Raw genomic sequence first — 26,435 nt, 5'->3', positions numbered from 1 at the left:
ATAATCAATTTTGCAATTTACCCATAAAATTTCATATATTTATCATGGATAATTGCACATTTAACCCTAGATATTTTTAATACAGTTTATTATTTTTTTACTGTAAAGACTACGATAAATAAAATATGTAGAATAAGCCTAATACTTCTTTGCACAGCTATCTAGCTTATGGAACATTTTTATTTATCTTAGCTATTATCATTAACAATTTAACTGTTGTATTTTTCCTTCAAATAATTTTCTGCATCTATTAGTACATTTTTTTCTAGAATTAAAATTAAATATGCTAACGCAATTGGTCCAAATAATACTCCTAATAAGGATATTTTTAAAAATTTTATTGTAAATAAAGCTATTATTATTATTGAAAGAACAGTAAGTGTTATATAAAACTTCTTAAATGTTAATGTAATAGCAAGTCTAAATACATCTTTTGTTTTAGCACTTATTCTTGCAATAATAGGAAATACATATAAACTAATTGCAAGTGCAAAAATAGCAATTGCTATAAATATATATGAAAGAATATTCACTCCAGCTTTAAAGAAATGTTCTATATCTAAATAACTCATTAAAAGTATAATACTTATTATGGTACTAGCAAAAATACCTTGTAGGAAGTTTAATTTATAGAAATACAGAAAATCTTTTTTTGAATCTGTTTCATTTCCCTTGATTACCCTGCCTAAAACTGAAAACATTGTGGAAAGCGCAGGTCCTATTAATATTCCCAAAAATGATAGGATATAAATTGAAAGATTGCTACCTGAAAATATGAAATAAGCTATAAAGGGAGATATTGCTATTAAGAAATATATATTTGTCATAAATATATATATAAATCTTTTAGTTAAATAATAAACACTATTACTTTTTAAATTATTGTCATTGCTCATTTAAACCATCTCCTATTTTTACATTTCTTTCTGTTTCTTATAATTTAGTGGGCTTATACCAACATACTTTTTAAATTTACTATGAAAATAATCTATATTCTTATATCCAATACGCTCGCATACTTCATAAACTTTAAGATTTTCTTCTACTAATAACTTTTTACCCTCTTCAATTCTAATTTTATCTAAATAAGTATTAAAAGATTCTCCTGTATAACTTTTAAAGATCTTCCCTAAGTAAGCACTATTGTAATTAAATATCTCTGCTAAATTTTCAAGCTTCAAATCCTTATAATAGTTTTTTTCCACATATTTAACTACTCTCTTAATTGATGAATTATTAGAGCTCGTACTAATTTCCTTTGATATAGAAGATAATCCTTTAGATAAAACTTCTATTACTCCTTTTAAATTTTCTTCTAAATAAATTTTATCTATTATCTTTTCTTCAATTTTTAAACTTTCCTCTTTAAGCTTATAATCCTGTTTTATCTTTTCCTTAAAATCTAAAAGAGTCCTTGTTATTGTAAACTTAATTTCATCTTCTCTAAATCCTTTTGCTCTAATTAACTTCTCTAATATATTTAAATTTTCATTAAGTTTATCCTTCTGACCAATTTCAGTATAAGTAATTATCTTATTAAGGATTTTCTTTTCATCTAAATTTAAATCTATATTTTCTTTTTCAACTAGTAAATTAGATGCTATAGCTGAATTGCTGAATAAAAATTTATTATTTGTTAAATTCTTTGCACTTCTATAAGACCTATAAATATCTTCGATATCATTTACATCTTCACCTAATGCGATGAAATTATTTCCGCCTAAATTTTTATCTAAACTCAACTTTACATTTGTTAATAATTTATGAGTATAATTTACATTTATATTTCTTATTACTAAAGCAAGTCTATCACCTAATTTAATAATATCTATATTTTCTTTTTCATTTATACTATTTAAAATTATTTCCTCAATCTTAACTATATTATCAAAATTATTCTGATTTGAAGAATTACTTATAAGTGCAACTTGGAAGCTTGAAGTATTTAAACTATTTTTTATATCCTCATATTCATTTACATCTTTTCTTAAAATTAATTGTGTTAGTACATATTGTCTTAAGGCTATTTTATTTTTTTCTCCTCTTGCTTCATTTTTTTTCTCTTCTTCTATTTCTTTTTTTAACTTTAATGCTATTTCTAAAAGTTCATCTTCATCTATAGGTTTTAATAAATACTCTTTAACTCCATATTTAATTGCTTTTTGAGCATATTCAAAGTTTGAATACCCACTAATAACTATAAATTTACCTTTAATACCACTTTCCTTAAAGTCTTTTATTATATCTAGTCCAAGTTTCCCTGGCATTTGTATATCAATTAAGATTATATCTGGTTTTAAACCTAAAATCTTGGAATACCCTTCATCTCCATCTGCTGCTTCACCACATATTTCAAAACCATTTTCTCTCCAATTTATAACATGCTTTAATCCTTCTCTTACATAAGGCTCATCATCAATTATTAAAACTTTCAACATTGAAATTCTCCCCCTTTTCTAGTAAAAATTTAAGTCGTAAAATGTATATTATTTCTGTCATCTCAAAGCTAAAATATCTATTTTATTTAGATGAATTTTTATATAAACTCAAATTGCTTTTTACTTGGCAATAATATTATTACTTTAGTTCCAGTATCTACAGTACTTAAAATATATAATCCATACTCTTCCCCATAAAACATCTTTATTCTTTCATTAACATTACTTATGCCTATGCTCTTTTTATTTTCATTATTATAGTTTCTTAATTTTCCATTTATATAGTCTAATTTTTCATTAGTTATTCCAACTCCATTATCTGAAACTTCTACTATTAAATATCCTACTTCATCATATATAGAAATCTCTATTTTCCCAATTTTTGTACTACTTTCTAAACCGTGAACAAAAGCATTTTCTACTATTGGTTGTAATAATAAAGGTAAAATCTCATATTCACTTGTATCTACTTCAATCTTAAATTCATATTCGACTTTTCCCTTAAATCTTAACCCCTGTATCTCTAAGTAGCTTCCTATAATATCAAGTTCTGATTCTAAAGTAACAACTTCATTGGTAACTTCTAAATTTCTTCTCATGATTTTCCCCAGCTTTTTAACTATATTAGCAAGCTCTCTGTCTCCATTACAAAATGCCCTCATCCTTATAGTTTCTAAAGTATTATATAGAAAATGCGGATTTATTTGGCTGGCAAGCATCTTAAATTCTGCATCCTTTTGTTTTACAATTAGGCTTTTTTGCTCAATTTCTTTAACATATACTTCATCTATGAGATTTTTAATACTCTCAACCATAGTATAAAAATGTTGATAAATATAACCTATTTCATCCTTACCTTCAATTTTTTCTTTTATCTCAAAGTTTCCTTCAACCACCTTAGATATTTCTGCACTTAAAAGACCTACTCTATCCGAAAATAACTTTGAAAAATATAATATAATAATTAATGATATTGTTACTGCTATACTTATTATAGCTATACTCTTATCAATTGCATCTCTTGATTGTTCCATTATTTTATAAACTGGAACACTAACTGCTATTTCAAATATGTTATTAAAAGATTTATCTATCTTGTATTTTTCTGAAATAACATAATTTTGACCTAAATTGACTTCTTCTTTAACATCATTATAATAATCTACTTCATCCTTATTATGAATTAAAACTAATTCACTACCTTCCTCATATTCATCTGAAGCTACCACTGTTCCATCTATCAAAATACTTGTTGGAAATGGTTGCTGAGAAATTATTGTCCTTAGCTTTGAAGTTTGGAGGCTTATTACTAACACTCCAATATGCCCATGTATATCACAATATATATCTCTAATTAATGATAAACTATACTTCTTGGTTATATTATCAAAATTATACTGCCATGTTATTCCCCCTTTATCTTCCCTTGCATTATTATACCAATCACTATTTTTAACTGTATCATCTACTTTAACTATAACTGAGTTATCTAATATTGATTGATTTTCTACATATAATCTTATTGTAGATAGGTCATTATAGTATCTTAAATAATTACTTAAAATCGGATACTCATTATAAGCCTTTACATTGCTCCCATAATCCTGGTATTCAGTTTTAACTATATCATGAAGATTCTCATCTTGATAAATCATATCAGATGTTGATGTTGCAAACCTTAAAGTTTCATTTAATCGTTGTTTAATTTGTTTTGATGTATATCTTGCATCCTTTTGTGAATTTTCAACTACCACCTTACTCATTTTTGTAGTAAAATAAACCCCAACAGTTAAAACGGTAACTACAACGATAATAAAATATACAATTAAAAGCTTAGTCCTAATTTTCATATTATTCAAAATATTTCTCAGAATATTTAAGCTACCTTTTAAAAAATTCAAACTACTTTTTAGCTTGTTCATAACTGCTCCTTAATTGTTATAAATTGAGAATATAAAGGCTACGATAATTAGATATATTCTACAAGCTAGATACCTGTGCAGGCATTGAATACTTAGTGAAGTTAAACGCAGTTACACCTGAGCTTAGTATGAAAGTCCATCTACTGAAGCTTGTCTTAAGTAGATTTTCCTATTAAAAATCAGAAAACTACTATTCCAAGAGTTTTGCTTAACTCGCTACGCTCAGACAATTAAGCAACACTAATGCCTAGTATCTTTTTCCACGTCAAGTGCTTCTAATTTCTCGCTATATGCTTATTCCACAGTCAATTTATCTTCGCAGATTTATATTCTGCCACTTTACACAGTTAAATTAAGAATTAGCCTCATTAATTATATGTATTAAATTAGAAATTTTTTTATAATGAGACACTACAATTCTTATTTAAGATATCTAATATGGCGTTAAAAATTTTTATTGTTTGAGCGCAGAGAATTATAAAAATTTAGTCATCTTTGATATCTTAAATTTAGAATTGTCTTCGAAATTATATAAAAATCGGAAAGTTAATACATATCACTATATTTAATTCGTAATTTATAACGAGTTTTCTTTATGTAAACATTTATATTATAAATACTATTTTAATGTATCTTTTTATTTATGTAAACATACACACTTTACGATATCCCAATAAAACCACTAATTTTTTTAGTAATTTTAATATAATTCATAACGTATTAATAATTTTTTTTCTATTATAAACTTTAGTTAATTATATATAAATAAGTTACAGTACTAGTCTAATAAGTATTTAAAAAATATATAGGAGGGAATGAAATGATTAGTTCAAAAACACCTTTCATACTTTATGGTGGGGATTATAATCCTGATCAATGGCCAAAAGAAATAATAATTGAAGATATGAAGTTTTTTAAAGATGCTAATATAAACGTTGTAACTTTACCTGTATTTAGCTGGGCATTATTACAACCTGATGAAGATACTTATAATTTTGAGTGGTTAGATGAAATATTAGATCTACTTAAGGAAAACGATATCTTTGTTTGTATGGCTACTTCTACTGCTGTTCAACCTAATTGGATGTCAAAAAAGTATCCTGAAATTTTACCTACTGACTTTAATGGCATGAAAAGAAAGTTTGGAGGAAGAGTTAACTTTTGCCCAAATAGTGAAAAATATCGTGAGTTCTCTGTAAAGCTTGCTACAAAACTCGCTGAAAGATATAAGGATTATTCAAACATAATAGCTTGGCATATAGGAAATGAATATGATAACTATTGCTATTGTGAGCATTGTGAAAATAAATTTAAGGAATGGGTTAAAAATAAATACAAAACTATTGAAAATGTTAATAAAGCTTGGAATATGAATTTCTGGGGCCACACCCTTTATAGCTTTGATGAAATAGTTGCACCTTCTGGCTTAAGTGAAGTTTGGTATGGCTATGATAAGCAATGCACTAACTTTCAAGGAATTGCTTTAGATTATAATAGATTTATGTCTGACTCTATCCTTGAATGTTACTTAGGTGAATATAATGTTTTAAAAACTATAACTCCTGATATAAAAATTACAACTAATTTTATGGGTACATTTAAGCCTTTGGATTACTTTAAATGGGCTAAGCATATGGATATAGTTTCTTGGGACAACTATCCTGGTTTAAATGCTCACCCAAGTGATACTTCAATGCGTCATGATTTAATGAGAGGCTTAAAAAACGGGGAGCCCTTTATGCTAATGGAACAAACTCCAAATCAACAAAACTGGCAACCTTATAATAGTGTAAAAAGACCTGGGGTTATGAGGCTATTAAGTTATCAAGCAGTTGCTCATGGAGCTGATACAGTTATGTTCTTCCAGATGAGACAATCCATTGGAGCTTGTGAAAAATATCATGCTGCAGTTATTCCACATGCTGGACATGAAAACACTAGAACATTTAAAGAATGTGCAAAGCTTGGTGAAGAACTTAAATCATTAGGAGATACAATAATCGATTCAAAATATGATGCAAAAGTTGCTATTATATTTAATTGGGACAACTGGTGGGCAGTAGAATTTTCAAGTGGTCCATCTATTCAACTTAGATATGTTGAGCAAATTGAAAAATATTATAAAGCTTTCCATAACCTTAATGTAGCTGTAGATTTTGTTGAACCAAATGGAGATTTCACTAAATACTCAGTAGTATTAGGACCAGTACTTTATATGCTTCATGATGGAGTTGCTAACAATATTAAAAACTATGTTTCAAATGGAGGAACTTTCATAACTACTTACTTTAGTGGATATGTAAATGAAAATGATCTAGTTCAACTTGGAGGTTATCCATCAGAGCTTAGAGACATGCTAGGACTTTGGGTTGAAGAAATAGATGCCCTTCCACCAGATATGAACAATTCTATTAACTTTAGAAATAATTTAAGCAATGCAACAAATACTGAAAAAATAGAAAATGTGGTTACTGAATTTAATAACGTAGTAACTACAGAAAATATAATAAATAATGATTCTAATAATGTAGGTACTGCATCTAATGCTTCAGTAACTACATCAAATAAAATAGATAATAAATCCAACAATGTAGGTACTGAGTTTAATGACATAGTAACTACATCAAATACTGTAGTTACTAAATTTAATAACACAGTAACTACAACTAGTAATATAAACTCTATTTCTAATGAAGGAACAAAAGTAAATCCTGTAGAAAATTATGCTATGAAAGATAGCTATACATGCGATATGGTTTGCGATATCATCAATTTAGAAGGGGCTACTCCACTTGCTGTTTATGGATCAGACTTCTATAAAGATTCTCCTGTGTTTACAGTAAACACTTATGGCAACGGTAAGGCTTATTATATAGGAGCAAATCCTGAACAAAACTTCTTAAATGACTTTGCAAATTCTCTTTCTAAGGAAAATAATTTATTAATAGATATTCCAAATGTTGATGGAGTTGAAATTACTAGAAGATTCAAAGATGATTATAGCTTAACATTTATTTTAAATCATAATAATGATGAAGTTAATATAACTTTAGATGATAAGGAATATATAAATCTATTAAATAATACATCTGTAAAAGGTAATATAATATTAAAAGCTAAAGATGTGGCTATATTAAAAACTATATAAATTAAAGAATTTAATTATCAACTATTAAACAGAGTTTCTACAATGACCTTTTTCATATAAATTCCTTAATATAAAAGAAGGAGCATTTAATAAATGATTTTTAAATTATTTATTAAATGTTCCTTTTATAGTTTATCTCAAAATATAATCTACCTTATAAAATTTATTTAAAATATCTTTAATTAATATCAAGAATAACTTATAATTCATCAATAGCTTTAAACTACTAAATCATATTATAAGTTATCAGATGGCATTACAAATATTAATGCTATATATACCCAAAACATAGCTGTAAAAAAAATAAAAAAGAATATTCTTACTATAGTTGAATTAAAGCCAAAATAATCTGAAATTCCTCCACATACTCCTGATATAATTCTATCTGTATTTGATTTGTATAAAGGTCTATTCATATAACTCCCTCCTATAATTCTCTTCCAAAAATAAAAAGTTAAGACTTTAAAGTGTTTTATTAAATTAAAATTAAAACATATATCTCCGTATATTTTATATATTACAAATATACTTTACCCACTTATTTCCTGTATAATTATGTTAAGAACCTTAAATCCAAAATAACTTATGATATTTCTAATATCATTATATCTTATTACGTTATCAAATTATATCTATTTCATATCAAATTTATATTAAGGGGATGTTTTTATGAGATCTTTTAAATCAACTCTATCACTTGCCTTACTATCATGCTCTACACTATTTCTATTTGGATGTTCTGAACATGGCGCTGATGGTAAACCTGTAATTTACTTATATCCAACTGAAGAAAAAACTATTAATGTTAAATTGGACTATGATGGTGAACTTACTTCTACTTATCCTACATACAATGATGGATGGACTGTTAATGCTAAACCAGACGGTACATTAACTAACTTAGAAGATAATAAGGAGTATTCTTATTTATTTTGGGAAGGAAATCCCAATGTAGACTTAAATATTTCTGAAGGATTTGTTGTAAAAGCTGAAGATACAAAAGACTTTTTACAAGAAAAGTTAGAGTATCTAGGTTTAACACCAAAAGAATACAATGAATTTATAGTTTATTGGCTTCCTATTCTTCAAGAAAATAAATATAATCTTATATCCTTTGCAGGAAAAGAATATAATAATTATGCCAAACTAGAAATAACTCCAAAACCAGATTCAATTTTAAGAGTTATGATGATTTATAAACCATTGAAAAAGCCTATAGAAATTAAAGAACAAGAATTAAAACAATTTGAAAGAACAGGCTTTACAGTTATAGAATGGGGTGGAAGACAGGTAGATTAATTTTTATTTAATTAGAAATTTTATAAACCCCAGGGGCAATGTCTCTGGGGTTTAATATAATGTACTTCCACTCACTATGCTATTTAAATCAATTTAATTTTTATATAGTCTTCTTCTAAAAATTCATTTAAATTTTCTCTATTATCTCTTATTATCCATCTTTTAAATGCTGCGAAAGGTGATGAAGGTTTTAATTCTCTTATTACTAAATATTTTGCATCTTCCTTATCTTCTCCTTCAGCATCCCAATATTCATTTATTATATTCATAAATTTTATTATTTCATTTCTGAGTTCTTTTCTTATATTTACAGCTTCCATCTTCTTCATTACTGTTGTTCCATTATAAACCTTTTTTAGTAAGTCAACTGTTTCTTCGACTTCTTCAGAATTTACTATTGGTTTTATTTCTATATATTCATCCCATGCAAAATTACCTTCTTTTCTAAAGGAAATAAGTTCATCAACATCAATTTCTGTACAATCCAATACATTTTCATACCTAGAAGATTTTATATTATTGCAATGTCCGCATACTAAAAATAAGTTATCCCAATTAAACTTCAAGTCTATATTACTATCTTTATGTGGCCTTAAATGCTCTATATTGTAAGATGTAACTTTTTTATTTTCACAAATATAACATTTGTTATTAAAAATTAATTTCAATGCCTCTAAAACTTCTGGTTTATTATAACTTCCGCTTATTTTTTCTTTTTCTCTTTTTAAAATATCCTTTGCAGTAATTACTCGCTCAAATTCCTTATTTCTATCTACTTTAATCACTTGTATTTTCTCCTAAAGTTCTCAATTTCATTAAATTCCGCTTTTAATTCCATTGCTAAATCATTAGATGAATTTTTAATTTCCATTCTCAATTCTGCTCTTCTTGCTCTTTCATCTTCATTTAATGAATCTTTTAATACTAACTCTCTGTATTTAGATATTTTTTCTTTTAATTCTTTAGAATAATTATCAACATCAAAATATCCTTCTACTATTCCCTCATAAGAAAAATTTGATAAGTTTTCTAATCTAATATTCTTTTCTAAATCATATACTACAGCATCTTCTATTGAATTTAATACGAAAGGTGAATGAGTAGTTACTATAAATTGTATATTGGGGAAAAACTCAATTAAAAATGGTAATATCTTTTTTTGTAGCTCAATATGAAGATGAGTTTCTAATTCATCAATTAACACTATTCCTTCTATATCAAAAGAGTAATTTTTTTCTTCACTAGCTCTATTTTTATCCATCCTTAATATTAAATCAGATATTATATTAATTATAGATGAATATCCATCTGATAATTCATTCAAGCTATATGGTTCTCTTCCCTCTTGTATAATACTAAAATTATAGTTTCTATAATTAAATTTCAATTTTATGCTTTCATCATCTAATATAGTTCTAAATGCATTTTCTAATCTATTAAACCAAGAATCTATATTTTCAACAACATTCATATCATTTTCATTTCTTGCAAATGACTGTTGAGTTTTTAAATCAACAAGGTATTTTATAAAAATATTACTTGGAGATTCTTCTAAGGAATAGACATCTTGTAATACTACTTTTTCTACTCCTACTGGTACTTGAACTTCTGTTTTTCTATTTGCTCCATAATAAGCTAAAATGAATTTACCATTTTTATATAAGTTTGCTAGACTACTTTCATCTCCTGAAAACTTTAAATTTAAATTCGAATTTGCATGATTATCAAGATATGAATAATTCCTATCTATTTCCTGTTTTAGATTAAGTCTTTTTTCTTCATCAACTTCATTATCTAATTGATTTGAAAATCTATCTATCTCTTGCTTCCAAAACCTAATAGATCTAATAGAATCATTCTGAATACATCTGAGCCAATCCTTAATAGCATTTAAAGTTGTTGTCTTGCCCGATCCATTTTTACCTGTTAACAATAAATGCTTTGGCTCACTATCTGATAACTTTATATCTATATTCTCTAAGTGTCGTAACTTATTTATATTTATTTCCGTTATATAATGCTTATTCAAAAAAAGACTCCTTTCCAAATTAAAATTATCACCATTATTTTATATTATATATTAAAAAACTTATATTTTTTTATTCTACATATAAATATTTTATCATATATAAATATTTACTTAAACAAAAATAGGCCGTTGCAAAACAGCCCATTTTAGTAAAATATAAATAATTAAATTTTTAGTAAGTATGCTAGTCTTCTTTATTAATATTGCTTATATTATTCTTTTTTCTTCTCCTGCTACTAGTGAATAACTTAATTCCTCTACTTCACTATAATTTTCTAGGTCACCTCTATATTTAATATTGCAAGTTCCATCAACTATAGCTTTTACTTTTAGTAATATAAGTTTATTATCTTTCCAGCTTATATCAACAGTATACCCACCTCTTGCTCTCAATCCCTTCACTTCGCCACTTTTCCATGACTTAGGTATAGCTGGAAGTATTTCTATATATCCTTGGTGGCTTTGAATAAGCATTTCTGCTATTCCTGCTGTTCCGCCAAAATTTCCATCTATTTGAAATGGTGGATGTACACAAAATAAATTTGAGTATGTTAGTTTGCTTAATAGTATATTTAAATATTTATTTGCTAGTTCTGGTTCTTTTAGCCTTGCATAAAAATTAATTATCCAAGCACAGCTCCAACCTGTATGTCCACCACCTTGTGATAATCTTCTTGATAGAGTATTTTTGCATGCTTCAATTAAATCTTTATTTTTATACTCTGTAATTTCTTTACCCGGATATAGTCCGAACAAGTGTGAAATATGCCTATGACCCGGTTCTTTTTCGTCAAAATCCTTAAACCATTCTTGGATACCACCAAATTTATTTATTTTATATTTAGGCAATTTATCTAAAGCCTTTTGGATTTTCTCTCTAAAGTCTAAATCAATATCTAGCTCATTGCTTGCTCTTATTACATTATTAAATAAATCTCTAGTTATAGATATATCCATAGTTGATGATTTACTTAAACAACAAGCTCTGCCTTCATTATCTAAAAAGTTATTCTCAGGAGATGTTGATGGACATGTGTTTAAAACTCCTTTACTATCTTCTCTTAGCCAACTTAATAAAAAGCTAGCTGAACCTTTTAAAATAGGATAATATTCTTTTAAAAATTCCTTATCTCTAGTAAAGTCATAATGTTCAAAAATATGCTGACAAATCCATGGACCTCCCATTGGCCAATATCCCCATTCACAGCTTCCTAAAACAGTATTGGAATATCTCCAAATATCAACGTTATGATTTGCTGTCCACCCTTCACAATTAAATTCCTCTCTTGCAGTTTTTTCTCCTGATATACTAAGATCTTTAATCATATTTAATAATGGTTCATGGCACTCTGAAAGATTACAAACTTCTGCTGGCCAATAATTCATTTCTGTATTTATATTTATAGTATAATTACTACTCCATGGTGGTCTTACTTCGTCATTCCATATTCCTTGAAGATTTGCTGGCTCACTGCCACTTCTTGATGAACTAATTAAAAGATATCTTCCATAATGAAAATAAAGAGTTATTAACCCTAAGTCCTCTTCTCCATTTTTGAATCTTTCAAGTCTTTCATCAGTTGGAATATCATCATTGTCCTCATCACCTAAGGTAAACTCTACTCTTGAAAATAAACTTTTATATTCATCTAAGTGTCTTTTATATAGTTCTTCATAGGATAGCTTGTTTGCACTTTCAACATTCAAAGTACAAGAATTTAATTTTGAATTTATATATACTCTTGAATTTACATCTGTTTCTTGGTTTGACTTAGTTTCTTCTAATATATGTGAATTTAAAACTTTATTATCCGATTCTCCTGGAAACTTATCAAATCCTTCAAAATTTGTACTTGCTGCTAGTATTAATATTACTTCAGTAGCATTCTTTATTTCTATAAACTCTTCATTTATAACTATGCTTCCATCTACTATTTTCGCTTTTACGCTAACTTTAAACTTTGTACCTAACTTTTCTTCTTCATCATAAATTATGCTATCATCTGAAACATAGCTTGGTAACATTTCTATTGGAGTAATTCCAGTTAAGCTTATACTGCTTTCATCTTCTTTAAATGCTTTACTTTTTAAAAGACTAGTTAAACTTGCCTTTAAATTTATATTTTCTTTTTTATCAGAAGTTATTTTCATAACCATAACATTATCTGGCTTTGAAATAAACACTTCTCTCTTAAAGGTTGTATCCTTTATTTTATAAGAAACTCTTACTGTTGCATCATCTAAGTCAAGTTCTCTAATATAGTTATTATACAACTTGTCCTTATTACCCTTTTCACTATTTTCTATGGCATTATTAAAACTATCATTGCTTGTACACCCATCTATGTTTAATAATTCTTCGATATTAGTACAATCTTCATCACTATTAAACTCATCAATTATCTCATCTATATCATCATTAAAATTATCGTTACTTGTCCACCCAACTACTTCTTCAGTATTATCTAGCAACTCATTATAAATAAACTCTAAATATAAATCTCCAAGTGGTGCATAAGATTCTGTATATCCAGAAAGCATTTTTTCATTCATTAGCTTTTGTGCTTCAAAATATTCTTCTTTATCAATTAATTCTCTTGCTTTATCAAGATATTTTTTTGCTTCATAATTTGTTTTATCTTTTGGAATACCAGTCCATAAAGTATCTTCATTTAAGGCTATTCTCTCTTTAAATACATCACCTAAAACCATTGCTCCTAATGATCCATTTCCAAGAGGAAGGGCTTCTACCCATTCCTCTGCTTTTTCTTTGTACCATAATATCTTACTCATAAGTCACCAACTAAAATTTATATTGATTTTTTATATTTATAGTTTCCTTTAATCTTAAATCAGCTGAAGATGAACCAAGAATTATGTTAAAATATCCTTCTTCTACTATCCATGAATTTATATCTTCCTTATAAAATGCAAAAGCATTTTTATCTAAAATTATAGTGACTTCTTTTGTTTCTTTTGGCTCTATATATACCTTTTCAAAGCCTTTTAATTCAATATCAGGTCTCTTTTCTGTAGCTTCAACATCATTTATATATAATTGAACAATCTCTGCTCCTGCCACATCTCCTATATTTGTTATATCTAAAGTAACCATTACTTTCAAACCATCTTCTAGTGCTTTTTCTAGATTCTCTTCTAATTCTTTTTCTAAATCATTTTCTAATTCTTCTTTTAAACTCTTTTCTAATGATTTCTCTAAATTACCTTCTACCTCTTCTATATTATCTGCCATTTCATTTACTGAAACTCTTAAATTATCATAAGCAAAGCTTGTATATGATAGACCATGTCCAAATGCAAATAATGGTTCTACATCATAACTTGAGAAATATCTATATCCAACAAATATACCTTCATCATATCTAACCTTATCAGAACCTGGGAATTCTCCAATGCAGTGTGCTGGTGAATCTTCTAATTTTTTTGGAATAGTAACTGCAAGCTTTCCTGATGGATTAACATCTCCAAATAGAACCTCTGCTAAAGCTACTCCACCTTCCATTCCATTGTATGAAGTATGAATTATTGCTTTTGCTTTATCCTTAAAACTTGACATATCTACTGGTGAACCTGCTGTTATTACAACTACTGTATCTTTATTTACCTTTAATAATTCTTCTATTACTTCATATTGATTATATGGAAGTAACATATTTGTCTTATCATTGCCTTCACTATCTATATTTACTACATCTTCTTCTTTATTTGAATGTAAGGCATTTTGATATAATTCAAAGTTTTCCTTAGTATGTTTTAATCCACCTACAAATATTACTGCATCAGAATTTTTAGCAAGTTCAATAGCTTCATTTAATAAATTTTCTCTTTCATCTTCTTTAAAAGTGTATCCCTTAGCATATTTTACTTCTGTATTTCCACCAAGCTTCATTTTTAAACCAAGAAGTGGAGTTACTTCATATAAAGCTTTAATTTCTGCTGATCCGCCACCTAATGAATGTCTTATATCAGCATTTTCACCTATAACAGCAACAGTCTTTATTTCTTTTTCATTTAATGGAAGTACATTTTCTTCATTTTTTAAAAGGACTATTGATTCTCTTGCTATTTCCAAAGTTTTTTCTCTATTTTCATAACTATTGTATGTTCCTTTTTTTCTATCATCAGAAAACATGTTTAATTTATACATTAACTTTAAGATGTTTCTTATCTTATCATCTATAACTTCTTCTTTAATTAAGCCTTCTTTCACAGCCTTTATCATTGGGTTTGCAAAGAAGTATTCATCAAAGTTATAAGTTACAGACATTTCTATATCCATACCTGCTTCTGCTGCTTCTTTAGTATCATGAATTCCAGACCAATCTGATACTAATACTCCATCAAAGCCCCATTCATCCATTAAAATCTCTTGAAGTAACTTTGGATTATGAGCACAGTAATGACCCCATATTTTATTGTAAGCAGACATCATTGAATAGGCATTTCCTTCTTTTACTGCTGCTTCAAATGCTGGAAAATAAATTTCTCTTAAAGCTCTATCACTAACTACAACATCTACATTTAATCTTTCTGTTTCTTGATTGTTTACTGCAAAATGCTTAACACAAGCTGCAACATCATTATCTTGAACACCTTTAATATAAGGTACAGCCATTTCCTTTGTTAAGTATGGATCTTCTGACATATATTCAAAATTTCTTCCACATAGTGGACTTCTAATAATATTTATTCCTGGAGCTAATATTATATCCTTACCTCTTCCCCTTGCTTCATTTCCTAATACATAACCTTCTTTATAAGCAAGTTCTCTATTCCAAGTTGATGCTAATGCTGTATTAGATGGAAGATATGAAACATAATCATCGCTATAACCATATGGAACCCAACTATTATCAGGAAACTCATTTCTCACTCCCATTGGACCATCTGCCATTTTTAAAGGTTTAATTCCAAGCCTTTCTACTCCTTCTGTTCTAAAAAGCCCAGCTCCATGTATCATTCCAACCTTTTCTTCTAAAGTAAGCTTACTTAATATTTCTTCTATATTATTTTCATTAACTTTCATAACTAACCCTCCACTTTATTAATTTAAAATTGTCAACTGTCAATTCTCAATTCTAATCTAGCCTCAGCAAAAGTTGTTAGCTTATACTGAGGCTATATTTATTAATATAAACTTATTTTAAGGTGCATATTATTTTTGAGTTTTTATTAGATGGTGTTAATCTAACACCTCTCTTTTCGATTGTAACATCTGCTCCCTCGATCTTTTCAACATGGAAAATACCATTTAATAAGATGCTGTAATTATTGTTTGCTTCTATATCAAAAGTAACTACTTTATTATTTCTTAATGCTTTAGCTTTTAATACCACTTCTGCATTTTGATTTAATACTTCTGTATAGGCTTCCTTATTATCTACTAAATCAAATACTTCTAAAGTAACATCCTTGCCATAATCATAGTTAGGAATATTATTGTTTGCTCCTACTGTAACTATACTGTTTTCTTTAACCATCATTGGAATGCTTAAGTAGTCATGTTTTTCTCTTATCCATCTTCCACCTTCATAAGCTTTTCCTGTTATAAAGTTAGTCCATTTTCCTTCTGGTAAATAGTATTCTGCTATTCCTTCTTCATTAAATATTGGAGCTACTAAAATATTATCTCCAAGCATATATTGTCTATCTAAGTATCTGCAAGCTGGATCATCTTGATTTTCTAATATCATTGATCTCATTACAGGGATACCTTTAATTGATGTATCGTATGATGTCTTAAATAAATATGGCATTATACTACATTTTAATTTTGTAAAGAATCTAACTACATCACATGATTCTTCATCATAAAGCCATGGTACTCTATAAGATGTACTTCCATGTAATCTGCTGTGAGATGATAAAAGCCCAAATGCTGCCCATCTCTTATATACATCTGGTGTTGAAGTACTTTCAAATCCTCCAATATCATGGCTCCAGAATCCAAAGCCTGACATGCATAGTGATAATCCACCTCTTAAGCTTTCTGCCATTGATTCATAATCTGAAGTACAGTCTCCCCCCCAATGTACTGGGAATTGTTGTCCACCTGCAGTTGCTGATCTTGCAAATAATACTGCTTCATTTTCACCTTTAACTTCTTTTATGACATCAAAAACTACCTTGTTGTATATTTGTGTATAGTAGTTGTGCATCTTTTCTGGATCTGAACCATCAAAGTATGTGCAGTTTGTTGGGATTCTTTCGCCAAAGTCAGTCTTGAAGCAATCAACTCCCATATCCATTAATGCTTTTAATTTATCTCCATACCATTTGCAAGCTTCTGGATTTGTGAAATCTACTATTGCCATTGCAGGTTGCCACATATCCCATTGCCATACATCACCATTTTTCTTTTTAATAAAGTATCCTTTTTCTTTTCCTTCTTCAAATAATGAAGATTCTTGAGCTATATATGGGTTGATCCATACACAAATCTTTAAGCCTTTTTCTTTTAATCTCTTTATCATTCCTTCTGGATCTGGGAAAACCCTATTATCCCATTCAAAATTACACCAATTAAAGTCCTTCATCCAGAAACAATCAAAATGGAATACATGAAGTGGAATATCTCTACTTGCCATTCCATCAACAAATTCATTAACTGTTTTTTCATCATAATTAGTAGTAAAAGATGTTGTTAACCATAATCCAAATGACCAAGCTGGAGGTAAAGCAGGTTTACCAGTTAAGCTTGTATAATTTTCTAAAACTTCCTTCATATCATTTCCTGTAATTATATAGTAATCTAAACATTCTCCAGGAACACTAAATTGAACTTTTGTAACTTGTTCTGATCCAACTTCAAATGATACTCTTTCTGGATGATTTACAAATACTCCATACCCTTTATTTGTTATATAAAAAGGTATATTCTTATAACTTTGCTCTGTACTTGTACCACCATCTTCATTCCATATATCTATAGATTGTCCATTTTTAACGAATGGAGTGAATCTTTCTCCGAGTCCATATACTGCTTCTCCAACTGATAAGCTTAATTGATCTCTCATGTATGTTTCAATATTGTCTTCATCTAAGAATTTTGTATTTGTTTCTCTAAAATATGCTGCACTTCTATTTGCACTCTTTGTTAAGTACTTGTCTCCATTATAGAATTCCATTGAGAAATTATTTTTATCTATTTGTACCTTCAAATCTCCAGATTGTACTGTTATAAATTCTTCATTTTCTTCTGTAAATATATTCTTATTATCTTCCTTCACTTCAAAATGTGGTCCCACATCTTGTGCTCCCATATAATGATATGATCTTATTCTAAGAACATTTTCTAATGGTGAAGAAATTTTATAGGTAATAACTGGACCCCCTAGTGTATCACCTCTATGATTTATTCTATTACATGGTGTATGCATAGTTAAAACCTTTTCATTTTTGGCAGAACTATATACTTCTTGTGGACTAAATCTAGTTATTCCATCTTTATTTAACCAACAACCATTACTAAACTTCATCATTAATCACATCCTTACTCTTATTTTTCACCTTTTATTTGGTGTTAATATTAAGCTTATTTTAGTTTTATCTTACTTTTGCTTTATATTTTTCACAATTTTTCTTGCAAACTTTATGCTTATTTATCTTATTTATCTTTTGCAAATTTCTTTTTATACTTTTTGAAATTTATCTTAAGTTTTTGAGAATCTCATATGCCTTTAAGAATATTGTTATTTACCTCTTACAACATTTCTCTTACAACATTTACATCATCATTATAGCTTATGATTTAGCTTGCATATACCTAGTAAATTCTATATGTTTTATTGTAATAATTAGTGTTTAGTAAAAGGTAGACAAAAAAATATAATGAAGACACTTGATTTTTACTCAAATGTCTTCATTATACCTATCCTAATATTAGTATTCTAATTTTCAAAATTTATAAGTTGCTTATCTCTATATTCAAATATCTTTATTTCTGTAGCATCTAAATTTTCTTTATTCATATCAATTGCATTTATTGTACTATTGTTATAAGTATTGTAATAGTAGATTCCTTTTTCTTGAATCATACAAGAAGTATATTGTGTTATATCATTAAGATTTTGTGGAGTAACAACTGCTCCTTTTACCATTGCCACTGAGTTTAATATATGAAAAAACTCAGATATTGCTGATATATAATCATCTCCAACTACTGCATTACTTCTTAAAAAAGTAGCTTTTACAAATCTTGATGGTGATGAAAAATCTCCTGGAATTCCCCTTCCTCCTGCACCTTGACCCAAAGCTTTTAATTCTACATCTCCCCATTTTATTTCAGATGGCTGATGAGAAGATACTCCAATATATTGAGTTAAGTTAGTCATATGCCAATCAAGGGTTGGAGCATTAGTTAAAATTCCTATCTTATTCTCAAATATATTAAGCCCACTCTTTGTATTTTCTACAACTATACATTTACCTTTTGAATCATATATAATCCAATGAAGTGTTGGCAAAGGTACATTTTCATTTACAGGCCTTGCTACTAAATTTAACCTCTCTAAATGACCCCTTAAATCTTCAATATATTCAAAATTTCCTAAAGCCCATAGTATTAAATCATATGGAGGAATATTTATCTTTCCATCTACAACATCATCTTCCCAATAAGCATATCCAGGAAAGTTCAATCCAGCACAAGCTAATCCTTTTTCATTCATTGCTTCAGCATAACATGGATGTCCGTCTATTATAGTTCCCATTCCAATCATCGCATATTTAGTATTTACCCTTTCATTTGTAGCTCTATTTTTATAGCTAAAATTTCTAGGAACAAGTGCTACTGATTGTTTAAAAGAAACCTCTATATCCATATTTCTCCCAAATAAATGATATCCTTCTTTTGTTTGTAAAGTTAAAGCTGTACACATATCAATCCTCCTATATACTTCTATTATTTTCTTTTGTCATTTTACTTGTACTATTTTTACTTTTATTACTTTTGCTTTATTTATATTTCCCCAAAATACTTAATTTAATTTATTATTACTTTATTTAATTATTAGGCTCTGTTTTAATTAAGTGTTGATTTATTATACTATTGTGAAGTAATAAAAAAGTATAACATTAATATTTATATTTTTTGTAAATATAACCCATAATTAATGTATAATAAAAATGTACATTAATTAGCAATTGTATTATAAGACGTAGTTGATAAAAGATAGTTAAGAAATAAATAGGAGATTAAAGGGGAGTAATGTAATGAGAATTTGTCCTAATTGTGGAAAAAGGTTTAAATACATGATTATATCAAATATTTTTTGTAGTCCATGGTATAAACTAAGATGTGATAAATGTAATACTAGGATTGAATTGACCAAGGAAACTAATACTATAAATTCAATAATAGTAACTCTTCCTATAATACTTTATGGGATTTTTAGTGACAAAATAATAAATTTTATTACTGACTTTACTAAAAATGAAAGTGTGAGTATATGGGGATTAATTGTAATGTATGTGTTATGGTGTACTATTATTTATAATGGACATTATCCATGGACTAAATATAAAGTATTTGAAGAAAAAAAAGCAGGTTTATTATAACGAATAATTAATTGATTCGTAATATTAAACTATTACGAATAAAAAATAGACAATTAATCGTCCATTTTTTATTGTCCAATATCAACATTAGATTAAACAGTGCTAATTATTAATTTAAAAGGTCGCCCATATGGACAACCTCTATTTTTAATCAATAATTAGCTAATTAAGAATCCTGCACCTCTAAGTCCAGCATCATCAGCAATTTCTGCTACTCTTATATCTACAGCATCTTTATTAATTACCTTTTCTTTAACTTTTTGTATTATTAATTCTAACAATTCCTTATTATATAAGATTACAGAACCTCCAAGAACTATTACTTCTGGATCAACAACTGATATTATGTTTGAAATTCCTTTAGATAAATTTTCACATACTCTATTAATTAAGCTTTTTATTGAATCATCATTATTTTTGTATAACTCAAAAACTTCTGGCGTATCTATGTGTTTTCCTAATAAATCGGATGCTTGTCTAGATATATTAGGTCCACTACATTGTCCTTCAAGTCCACCTTGAACTAACCCTGAATGACTGTATTTATCTTCATTTATTATTAAGTTGCATATTTCTCCTGCAAAACTATTTGCACCATTTATTATTTTATTATCAATTATTAAAGCACCACCAACACCTGTTGAAACTGTAATATAAAAAACACTTTCTGCTCCTTTTGCAGAGCCAATCATTGCTTCAGCAAGCCCTGCAACATTAGCATCATTATTAACCTCTGTTTTCAATGATGTTTTTTCTTCAAAGTATTTTTTTATATTAAAGTTATCCCATCCCTGTAAATTAGGTGCTTTTAAAATAATTCCATTTTTAATATCTAAAGGTCCTGGACTTCCAACTCCAATTCCTTTTATATTTCTATCTTTCCAGTTACTATTGATATGATTTATAATCTTATCCAAATTATATTCTGGGCCTTCTTTTACTTGATTTTCTATTTTTATCTTTTCTATAATATTTCTTTCTTCATCTAATAAAGCTGCTCTAATATTAGTTCCACCAATATCTACTCCTATTATATATTTATCGTTATTTGTAAAACTATTTTCCATTACACTACCTCCCACAAATCAGTAAGTACTCTTTATTATTTATTATCAAATTTTCATCATACTTTATTATCGTTTACACTAAAACTTTAGCTTTATTAGATTTAGTTTAAGATTGTTTCCTTTTTCTTCTGCATTTTGACTTTTAATTATCCAACCTAAACCTGTGAATATTCCTCCTATTAGTAACGTACTTATAATTAAACCCTATATATCTATATTTTTCATATAAACTCCATTTAAATTTATTCCTATAATAAAACAACCTCTCTTATAATAATTATATAATCACAACACATACTTGTCTATATTTTAAATATAATAATATATACTTATCTAATCATTTACTTTCATGCAAGCAAAGTAATAAAATCAAGAATATAAACTAGTTGCAATTTTAAAATCCCCAGAGGCATTGCCTCTGGGGACTAAACAAATTAAAATTTATATATCAAGGTATTGTGATTTATATAAGTTATAATACAATCCCTTTTGCTTTATTAGCGAATCATGAGTTCCCTCTTCTAGAATTTGCTTATCACCTATATACATTATTTTATCTGAATTAACTATTGTTGATAATCTATGAGCTATAACAAAGGATGTTCTTCCTTTAAGAAGTTCTTCTATTCCTTCTTGTAATAATGCTTCAGTTTCTGTATCTATGCTTGATGTTGCTTCATCCAAAATTAGTATTTTAGGATCAGATAATAAAACCCTTGCAAAAGATATAAGTTGCTTTTGTCCAACTGAAAGTCCATTTCCTTGCTCATTTAAATATGTGTTATATCCATCTTTAAAATCTTTTATAAAGTCATCAGCTCTAACTATCTTAGAAGCCTCTATTACTTCTTCATCTGTAGCATCTAATCTTCCATATCTTATGTTTTCCATTATTGTTCCTGAAAAGACAAATGGATCTTGAAGCATAACACCTATTTCTTTTCTTAAAGATTTTAAGGTTACATCATTTATATTTATTCCATCAACTAGTATTTCTCCAGACTTTATTCTATAAAATCTTGAAAGTAAATTAACTATTGTAGTTTTTCCTGCCCCTGTAGGTCCAACTAAGGCTATTTTTTCACCAGCTTTAATCCTCATATTTACATTTTCTAAAATAGTAGTGTCTTTTTCATATTCAAAATGCACATTTTTAAATTCTACATCACCCTTAACATTTTTAAGCTCTATAGCATCCTTTTTATCATACTCTGGTTCTTCATCCATCGCTTCAAATATTCTTTCTAAGTAGGCCATTGCATTAATTAAAGTATTATAAAAGTTTCCTATATTCATTATTGGAGCCCAAAATATCCATACATATGAAATAAATGCTGCTATTAATCCTAATGAGACTGAATCCCTAAATACTAAGATTCCAAAAATATAAATTAGAGATATTGATGTTACTGAAATAATGTCTATACTTGGCCAAATTAGAAAATTAAATCTAACTGCCTTCATCCATGAATCACTATTTTCAAAACAAAGCTCCTTAAAGGTATCCATACTTTCTTTTTTCCTTGAAAAAGATTGTGTTACTCTTACACCATTTATACTTTCATGAATATAAGCATTTAAATTTGATTGCTTAGCACTTAATCTTTGAAATGCCCTTCTTTGTGCATTTTTTATAGACATCATTACTATCATAAGTATGGGAATGCCCATTAAAGTAACTAAGGTTAACTTTATACTTAGAAATGACATAAATATTATTGCCATAACTAAGGTAACCATATCTGCAATTAAATTTACAAAACCATTAGATAAAATATCACTAAGTGAATTAATATAATTAACTACCCTTACTAATATTTTACCATGAGGTCTTGAATCATAATAATTAAAAGGAACAAACTGTAGATTCTTAAATAAATCATATCTCATATCTACTAATATATTTTGTCCGACTTCTCCCATTGTGTACATTCTATGCTTCATGATTATTGCTATAGTTACATATATCATTACATATAAAACTGAAATTAATGCTAAATTTTTAATCTCCTTATTTGGTATAAAGTTATCTAAGGCTGATTTAACTATTACTGGCCCTAATAAGGCAAGTGAACTTGAAATTAGCATTAAAATAACTGAAGTAACTATTTTAGTTTTATAAGGTTTCATATATTTTAATAGTCTTCTTAAATATCCTAAATTAAATCCCGTTTCCAATTCTTCATCTACATCATATTTATTTCTAGCCATACATTATCTTTAGTGAGAGAGTGTTACAAGTACCAAACTCTCACTAAATCCTCCTTTCTTTCTTATTATTCACTTTTTAGTGTCTAATAAGTTATTATTGTAGATTCAAAAAATCTTTCTTGAAATTCTACTAACGCTTTTATTTGCTCTTTATTATATTTATTTAATTCTTTGCAAACTACTAATTTATCCTCAATATCATTTGTCCTTTTTATTATTGCTACAACATATCCTTCATATTTTTCCAAAGGTTCAAATTCTCCAATAATATATACATCAATTTCTTCTCCGTCTCCTGATGTTGTATTAGGAATGAAACCATAATTTAAAGAGTATATAAAGTTATGTTTAGGGTGCTTAGAGCCTAATGGTCTATCCATTTTAACTGTAATAAATTTCCCTAAATAAGATTCCATATAATTTCCTCCTTATTTTATACTTTTTATTTTATCTAAACTTTCTCTTAATCTTTTATTTTCATCTTTAAGTTCTTCCATATCAACTAATTGGATAATTAGTTTCTCTTTATCTTCTTTTAGTTTTTTTATTTCTTCATAGAGTTGCTTTATTTTATCGTCTTTAGCCTTTATCTATATCTAATCTAAGTATGGTACTTACTATTTCTTATACTCTCTCTATCTATACTGTCTTATCCCTCTATATCTCTACTATTATCTATACCTATATTCCTATTTACTATCCATACTATAATCACTAAAGATAACATTTATACCCCTCCAATCCTTATATCTAAATTGCCATATTGAGTATAAAATATATTTGAATAATACCCACCCTTTTGTACTAGCTCCTCATGAGTACCTCTTTCTACTATTTCTCCATTATCTAATACTAAAATTAAGTCAGCTTGCTTCAATGAAGAAATTCTATGTGCAATTATGAATGTAGTTTTCTTTTCCTTCATATTTTTTAACTCATATTGTATTTTCTTTTCTGTTTCCATATCAACAGCAGAAGTTACATCATCTAGTACAAAAATTGAGGCATTTTTCATCATTGCCCTTGCTAGGGATACTCTTTGCTTTTGTCCTCCTGAAAGTCCTACTCCTCTTTCCCCTACTATTGTTTCATAACCTTCATCAAGTCTCTTTATAAAACCATGAGCCTGTGCTTTTTTAGAAACCCTCTTTATTTCAGAAAAACTTGCTTTTGGATTACTAAAAGCAATATTATCTTTAATTGTGTCTGAAAATAAGAATATATCTTGCATAGCTGTTGCAATATTTCCTCTTAAAATATCCAAATCTATATCCTTTATATTAATTCCATCAATATAAATATCACCTTCTGTGGCATCATAAAACCTTGAAAGTAAATTTATTATAAGAGATTTTCCTGATCCTGTATGTCCAACTAAACCAATTGTTTGTCCAGCATCAACCTTAAAGGAAATATTATTTATAACCCTTCTTCCTTCTAATGTTAAACTCACATTTTTAAATTCTATATTACCTTCAAACTTATTAACATTCAAAACATTGTCCTTATTTATTATGCTACTTTCTGTATTTAAAAGATCCATAATTTTAGCAGAAGATGCTATAAATCTTTGAGCATCATTAATTAAATACCCACACATTCTCATTGGGTTATTTAACGCCCATAGTAAACTACTAAAAATAATAAGTTCTCCAAAAGTCATCTTTTCTAATGCAACTAAAATTCCCCCAACTAAAATCATAATTACAGAAAGGCTATTAGATAAAAATTCAAGTTTTGGAATATATTTTTTTGTAACCTTTATAGTATCAAGATTTTTATTTTTATAATTTTCATTTTCAGTAGTAAATTTGTTAATTTCAAAGTCTTCTCTACCAAAGGCTCTTACTACTCTATTACCACTTATATTTTCTTGAACAACTGAATTTAACCTTGAATAAGCTTCTCTTATATTATAAAAGGTTGGTGAAATCTCCTTGCTCATCTTAAAAGTTAAAAATCCAATCATTGGTGCAATTAAAAGCATAAATATAGTTAAAATGTAATTCACATACATCATCGAAATAATAGCAAAACTAAAGGTTGTTATAGCTGATAGAATATTATAAACAACCCAAGCAATAAAGTGTCTTATGGCATCAGTATCTCCTGTCATTCTTGCCATAAGATCCCCAGTTTTTACCCTACTATAGAAATTAACATCTAAATTTAAAAGTTTATCATATAAATCTGTTCTTATTTTAAATAGAACATCTTGTGAAATAATTTCTAAAATCATTTGATAGCTGAAAGTTATAATTCCCTTAACAGCTACAACAGATATCATTATTGAAACAAGAGGAATAAGTAGTGATGTTTCTCCACTTCCAAAAACCCTATCAATAATTTTACCTGTAATAAATGGATTTACCATATTAATTGCCGAAGTAATTAATACTAATAACAATGCAAAGAAATATTTAAACTTGTATTTTTTTAAGTAACTAAATATCCATTTTATGCTATCCATAATCAAGCCTCCCTTATATTGTTTATTTATAAATCATATTTTTAATTATAAAAAATCCACTTAAAATTATTCATAATTAACCTCTCCTTTATACTGCTTATTTTTCATATTATGTCATTTAGCAAATAGAGTTAAATCCATATCTATTAATAATTAAGCTTTTTATATCTTATTTATTTCCTAACTTATAATAAAAAAAATAAAACTCCACTTTAATTTACCCATAATCAACCCCTCCCTAAATTATTTATTTCTAAATAAGATTATATCCA

The 26,435-nt window shown here is 27.6% G+C and carries 17 protein-coding genes; 3 read left to right on the top strand and 14 right to left on the bottom strand.

Features of this window, described 5'->3' with window-relative positions; genetic code table 11:
* Positions 1–209: 209 nt before the first annotated feature.
* From I2E83_RS05785 to I2E83_RS05775, 3 genes are all read right to left on the bottom strand, one after another.
* Entirely contained in the window at positions 210–896 is a 687-nt protein-coding gene (locus tag I2E83_RS05785; protein ID WP_195428973.1) for a DUF624 domain-containing protein, read from the bottom strand.
* Between the two features lie 18 nt (positions 897–914).
* Positions 915–2,438 carry a response regulator gene (locus I2E83_RS05780; protein ID WP_195428971.1) on the bottom strand — a complete coding sequence of 508 codons (1,524 nt, stop codon included), beginning with the start codon at positions 2,436–2,438 and terminating at the stop codon, positions 915–917.
* A 98-nt stretch (positions 2,439–2,536) separates the two neighbouring features.
* Positions 2,537–4,360 carry a histidine kinase gene (locus I2E83_RS05775; RefSeq protein ID WP_195428969.1) on the bottom strand — a complete coding sequence of 608 codons (1,824 nt, stop codon included), beginning with the start codon at positions 4,358–4,360 and terminating at the stop codon, positions 2,537–2,539.
* Between the two features lie 820 nt (positions 4,361–5,180).
* Here I2E83_RS05775 and I2E83_RS05770 point away from each other — a divergent pair.
* A complete protein-coding gene (locus I2E83_RS05770; protein ID WP_195428967.1) occupies positions 5,181–7,508 on the top strand; it encodes a beta-galactosidase in 2,328 nt (775 codons plus the stop codon).
* Positions 7,509–7,744: 236 nt separating this feature from the next.
* On the opposite strand, the gene I2E83_RS05765 is transcribed toward I2E83_RS05770, so the two are convergent.
* On the bottom strand, positions 7,745–7,924 hold the full coding sequence (locus tag I2E83_RS05765; protein WP_195428965.1) for a PspC domain-containing protein: 180 nt from the start codon (positions 7,922–7,924) through the stop codon (positions 7,745–7,747).
* A gap of 253 nt (positions 7,925–8,177) precedes the next feature.
* On the opposite strand from I2E83_RS05765, the gene I2E83_RS05760 reads away from it, so the two are divergent.
* Positions 8,178–8,807, top strand: coding sequence for a hypothetical protein (locus I2E83_RS05760; RefSeq protein ID WP_195428962.1), 630 nt, complete (start codon positions 8,178–8,180; stop codon positions 8,805–8,807).
* An 83-nt stretch (positions 8,808–8,890) separates the two neighbouring features.
* Here I2E83_RS05760 and I2E83_RS05755 read toward each other — a convergent pair whose 3' ends face one another.
* The 6 genes from I2E83_RS05755 to bsh all read right to left on the bottom strand — a co-directional run bounded on the left by I2E83_RS05755 (position 8,891) and on the right by bsh (position 19,736).
* The gene (locus I2E83_RS05755) at positions 8,891–9,592 is read right to left on the bottom strand and encodes an HNH endonuclease (protein WP_347708055.1); all 702 of its coding nucleotides are present in this window, start codon (positions 9,590–9,592) and stop codon (positions 8,891–8,893) included.
* Entirely contained in the window at positions 9,589–10,836 is a 1,248-nt protein-coding gene (locus I2E83_RS05750; protein ID WP_195428960.1) for an AAA family ATPase, read from the bottom strand. The genes I2E83_RS05755 and I2E83_RS05750 overlap by 4 nt, the downstream gene beginning before the upstream one ends.
* 207 nt (positions 10,837–11,043) lie before the next feature.
* Positions 11,044–13,629: a glycoside hydrolase family 95 protein gene (locus I2E83_RS05745; protein WP_195428959.1), complete on the bottom strand. Its 2,586-nt coding sequence runs from the start codon at positions 13,627–13,629 to the stop codon at positions 11,044–11,046.
* 10 nt (positions 13,630–13,639) lie between these two features.
* Entirely contained in the window at positions 13,640–15,883 is a 2,244-nt protein-coding gene (locus tag I2E83_RS05740; RefSeq protein WP_195428956.1) for a glycoside hydrolase family 3 C-terminal domain-containing protein, read from the bottom strand.
* Positions 15,884–15,995: 112 nt separating this feature from the next.
* Positions 15,996–18,335 carry an alpha-xylosidase gene (gene yicI / locus I2E83_RS05735; protein WP_195429185.1) on the bottom strand — a complete coding sequence of 780 codons (2,340 nt, stop codon included), beginning with the start codon at positions 18,333–18,335 and terminating at the stop codon, positions 15,996–15,998.
* 411 nt (positions 18,336–18,746) lie between these two features.
* On the bottom strand, positions 18,747–19,736 hold the full coding sequence (bsh, locus tag I2E83_RS05730) for a choloylglycine hydrolase (protein ID WP_195428954.1): 990 nt from the start codon (positions 19,734–19,736) through the stop codon (positions 18,747–18,749).
* A gap of 334 nt (positions 19,737–20,070) precedes the next feature.
* Here bsh and I2E83_RS05725 point away from each other — a divergent pair, with 334 nt between their 5' ends.
* Entirely contained in the window at positions 20,071–20,415 is a 345-nt protein-coding gene (locus tag I2E83_RS05725) for a hypothetical protein (protein ID WP_195266824.1), read from the top strand.
* A gap of 158 nt (positions 20,416–20,573) precedes the next feature.
* On the opposite strand, the gene I2E83_RS05720 is transcribed toward I2E83_RS05725, so the two are convergent.
* From I2E83_RS05720 to I2E83_RS05705, 4 genes are all read right to left on the bottom strand, one after another.
* Positions 20,574–21,482, bottom strand: a complete 909-nt coding sequence (locus I2E83_RS05720; RefSeq protein ID WP_195428952.1) for an ROK family protein — start codon at positions 21,480–21,482, stop codon at positions 20,574–20,576.
* A 441-nt stretch (positions 21,483–21,923) separates the two neighbouring features.
* Complete coding sequence (locus I2E83_RS05715) at positions 21,924–23,693, bottom strand: ABC transporter ATP-binding protein (RefSeq protein ID WP_195428950.1); 1,770 nt, start codon at positions 23,691–23,693, stop codon at positions 21,924–21,926.
* An 83-nt stretch (positions 23,694–23,776) separates the two neighbouring features.
* On the bottom strand, positions 23,777–24,109 hold the full coding sequence (locus tag I2E83_RS05710) for an inorganic diphosphatase (protein WP_195428948.1): 333 nt from the start codon (positions 24,107–24,109) through the stop codon (positions 23,777–23,779).
* A gap of 311 nt (positions 24,110–24,420) precedes the next feature.
* A complete protein-coding gene (locus I2E83_RS05705; RefSeq protein WP_195428946.1) occupies positions 24,421–26,163 on the bottom strand; it encodes an ABC transporter ATP-binding protein in 1,743 nt (580 codons plus the stop codon).
* Positions 26,164–26,435 lie beyond the last annotated feature (272 nt).

The sequence above is a fragment of the Clostridium sp. D46t1_190503_E9 genome, from assembly GCF_015555225.1.
Taxonomy (GTDB): domain Bacteria; phylum Bacillota; class Clostridia; order Clostridiales; family Clostridiaceae; genus Clostridium.
The sequence above is the reverse complement of the archived record's forward strand: the minus strand, read 5'-3'. Positions and strand labels throughout refer to the sequence as shown.

Excerpts from the sequence above, each read along its gene's own strand:
- I2E83_RS05785 (WP_195428973.1), bottom strand. The coding sequence starts at position 896 with ATGAGCAATGACAATAATTTAAAAAGTAATAGTGTTTATTATTTAACT.
- I2E83_RS05780 (WP_195428971.1), bottom strand. The coding sequence starts at position 2,438 with ATGTTGAAAGTTTTAATAATTGATGATGAGCCTTATGTAAGAGAAGGA.
- I2E83_RS05775 (WP_195428969.1), bottom strand. The coding sequence starts at position 4,360 with ATGAACAAGCTAAAAAGTAGTTTGAATTTTTTAAAAGGTAGCTTAAAT.
- I2E83_RS05770 (WP_195428967.1), top strand. The coding sequence starts at position 5,181 with ATGATTAGTTCAAAAACACCTTTCATACTTTATGGTGGGGATTATAAT.
- I2E83_RS05765 (WP_195428965.1), bottom strand. The coding sequence starts at position 7,924 with ATGAATAGACCTTTATACAAATCAAATACAGATAGAATTATATCAGGA.
- I2E83_RS05760 (WP_195428962.1), top strand. The coding sequence starts at position 8,178 with ATGAGATCTTTTAAATCAACTCTATCACTTGCCTTACTATCATGCTCT.
- I2E83_RS05745 (WP_195428959.1), bottom strand. The coding sequence starts at position 13,629 with ATGAGTAAGATATTATGGTACAAAGAAAAAGCAGAGGAATGGGTAGAA.
- I2E83_RS05740 (WP_195428956.1), bottom strand. The coding sequence starts at position 15,883 with ATGAAAGTTAATGAAAATAATATAGAAGAAATATTAAGTAAGCTTACT.
- yicI (WP_195429185.1), bottom strand. The coding sequence starts at position 18,335 with ATGAAGTTTAGTAATGGTTGTTGGTTAAATAAAGATGGAATAACTAGA.
- bsh (WP_195428954.1), bottom strand. The coding sequence starts at position 19,736 with ATGTGTACAGCTTTAACTTTACAAACAAAAGAAGGATATCATTTATTT.
- I2E83_RS05725 (WP_195266824.1), top strand. The coding sequence starts at position 20,071 with ATGAGAATTTGTCCTAATTGTGGAAAAAGGTTTAAATACATGATTATA.
- I2E83_RS05720 (WP_195428952.1), bottom strand. The coding sequence starts at position 21,482 with ATGGAAAATAGTTTTACAAATAACGATAAATATATAATAGGAGTAGAT.
- I2E83_RS05715 (WP_195428950.1), bottom strand. The coding sequence starts at position 23,693 with ATGGCTAGAAATAAATATGATGTAGATGAAGAATTGGAAACGGGATTT.
- I2E83_RS05710 (WP_195428948.1), bottom strand. The coding sequence starts at position 24,109 with ATGGAATCTTATTTAGGGAAATTTATTACAGTTAAAATGGATAGACCA.
- I2E83_RS05705 (WP_195428946.1), bottom strand. The coding sequence starts at position 26,163 with ATGGATAGCATAAAATGGATATTTAGTTACTTAAAAAAATACAAGTTT.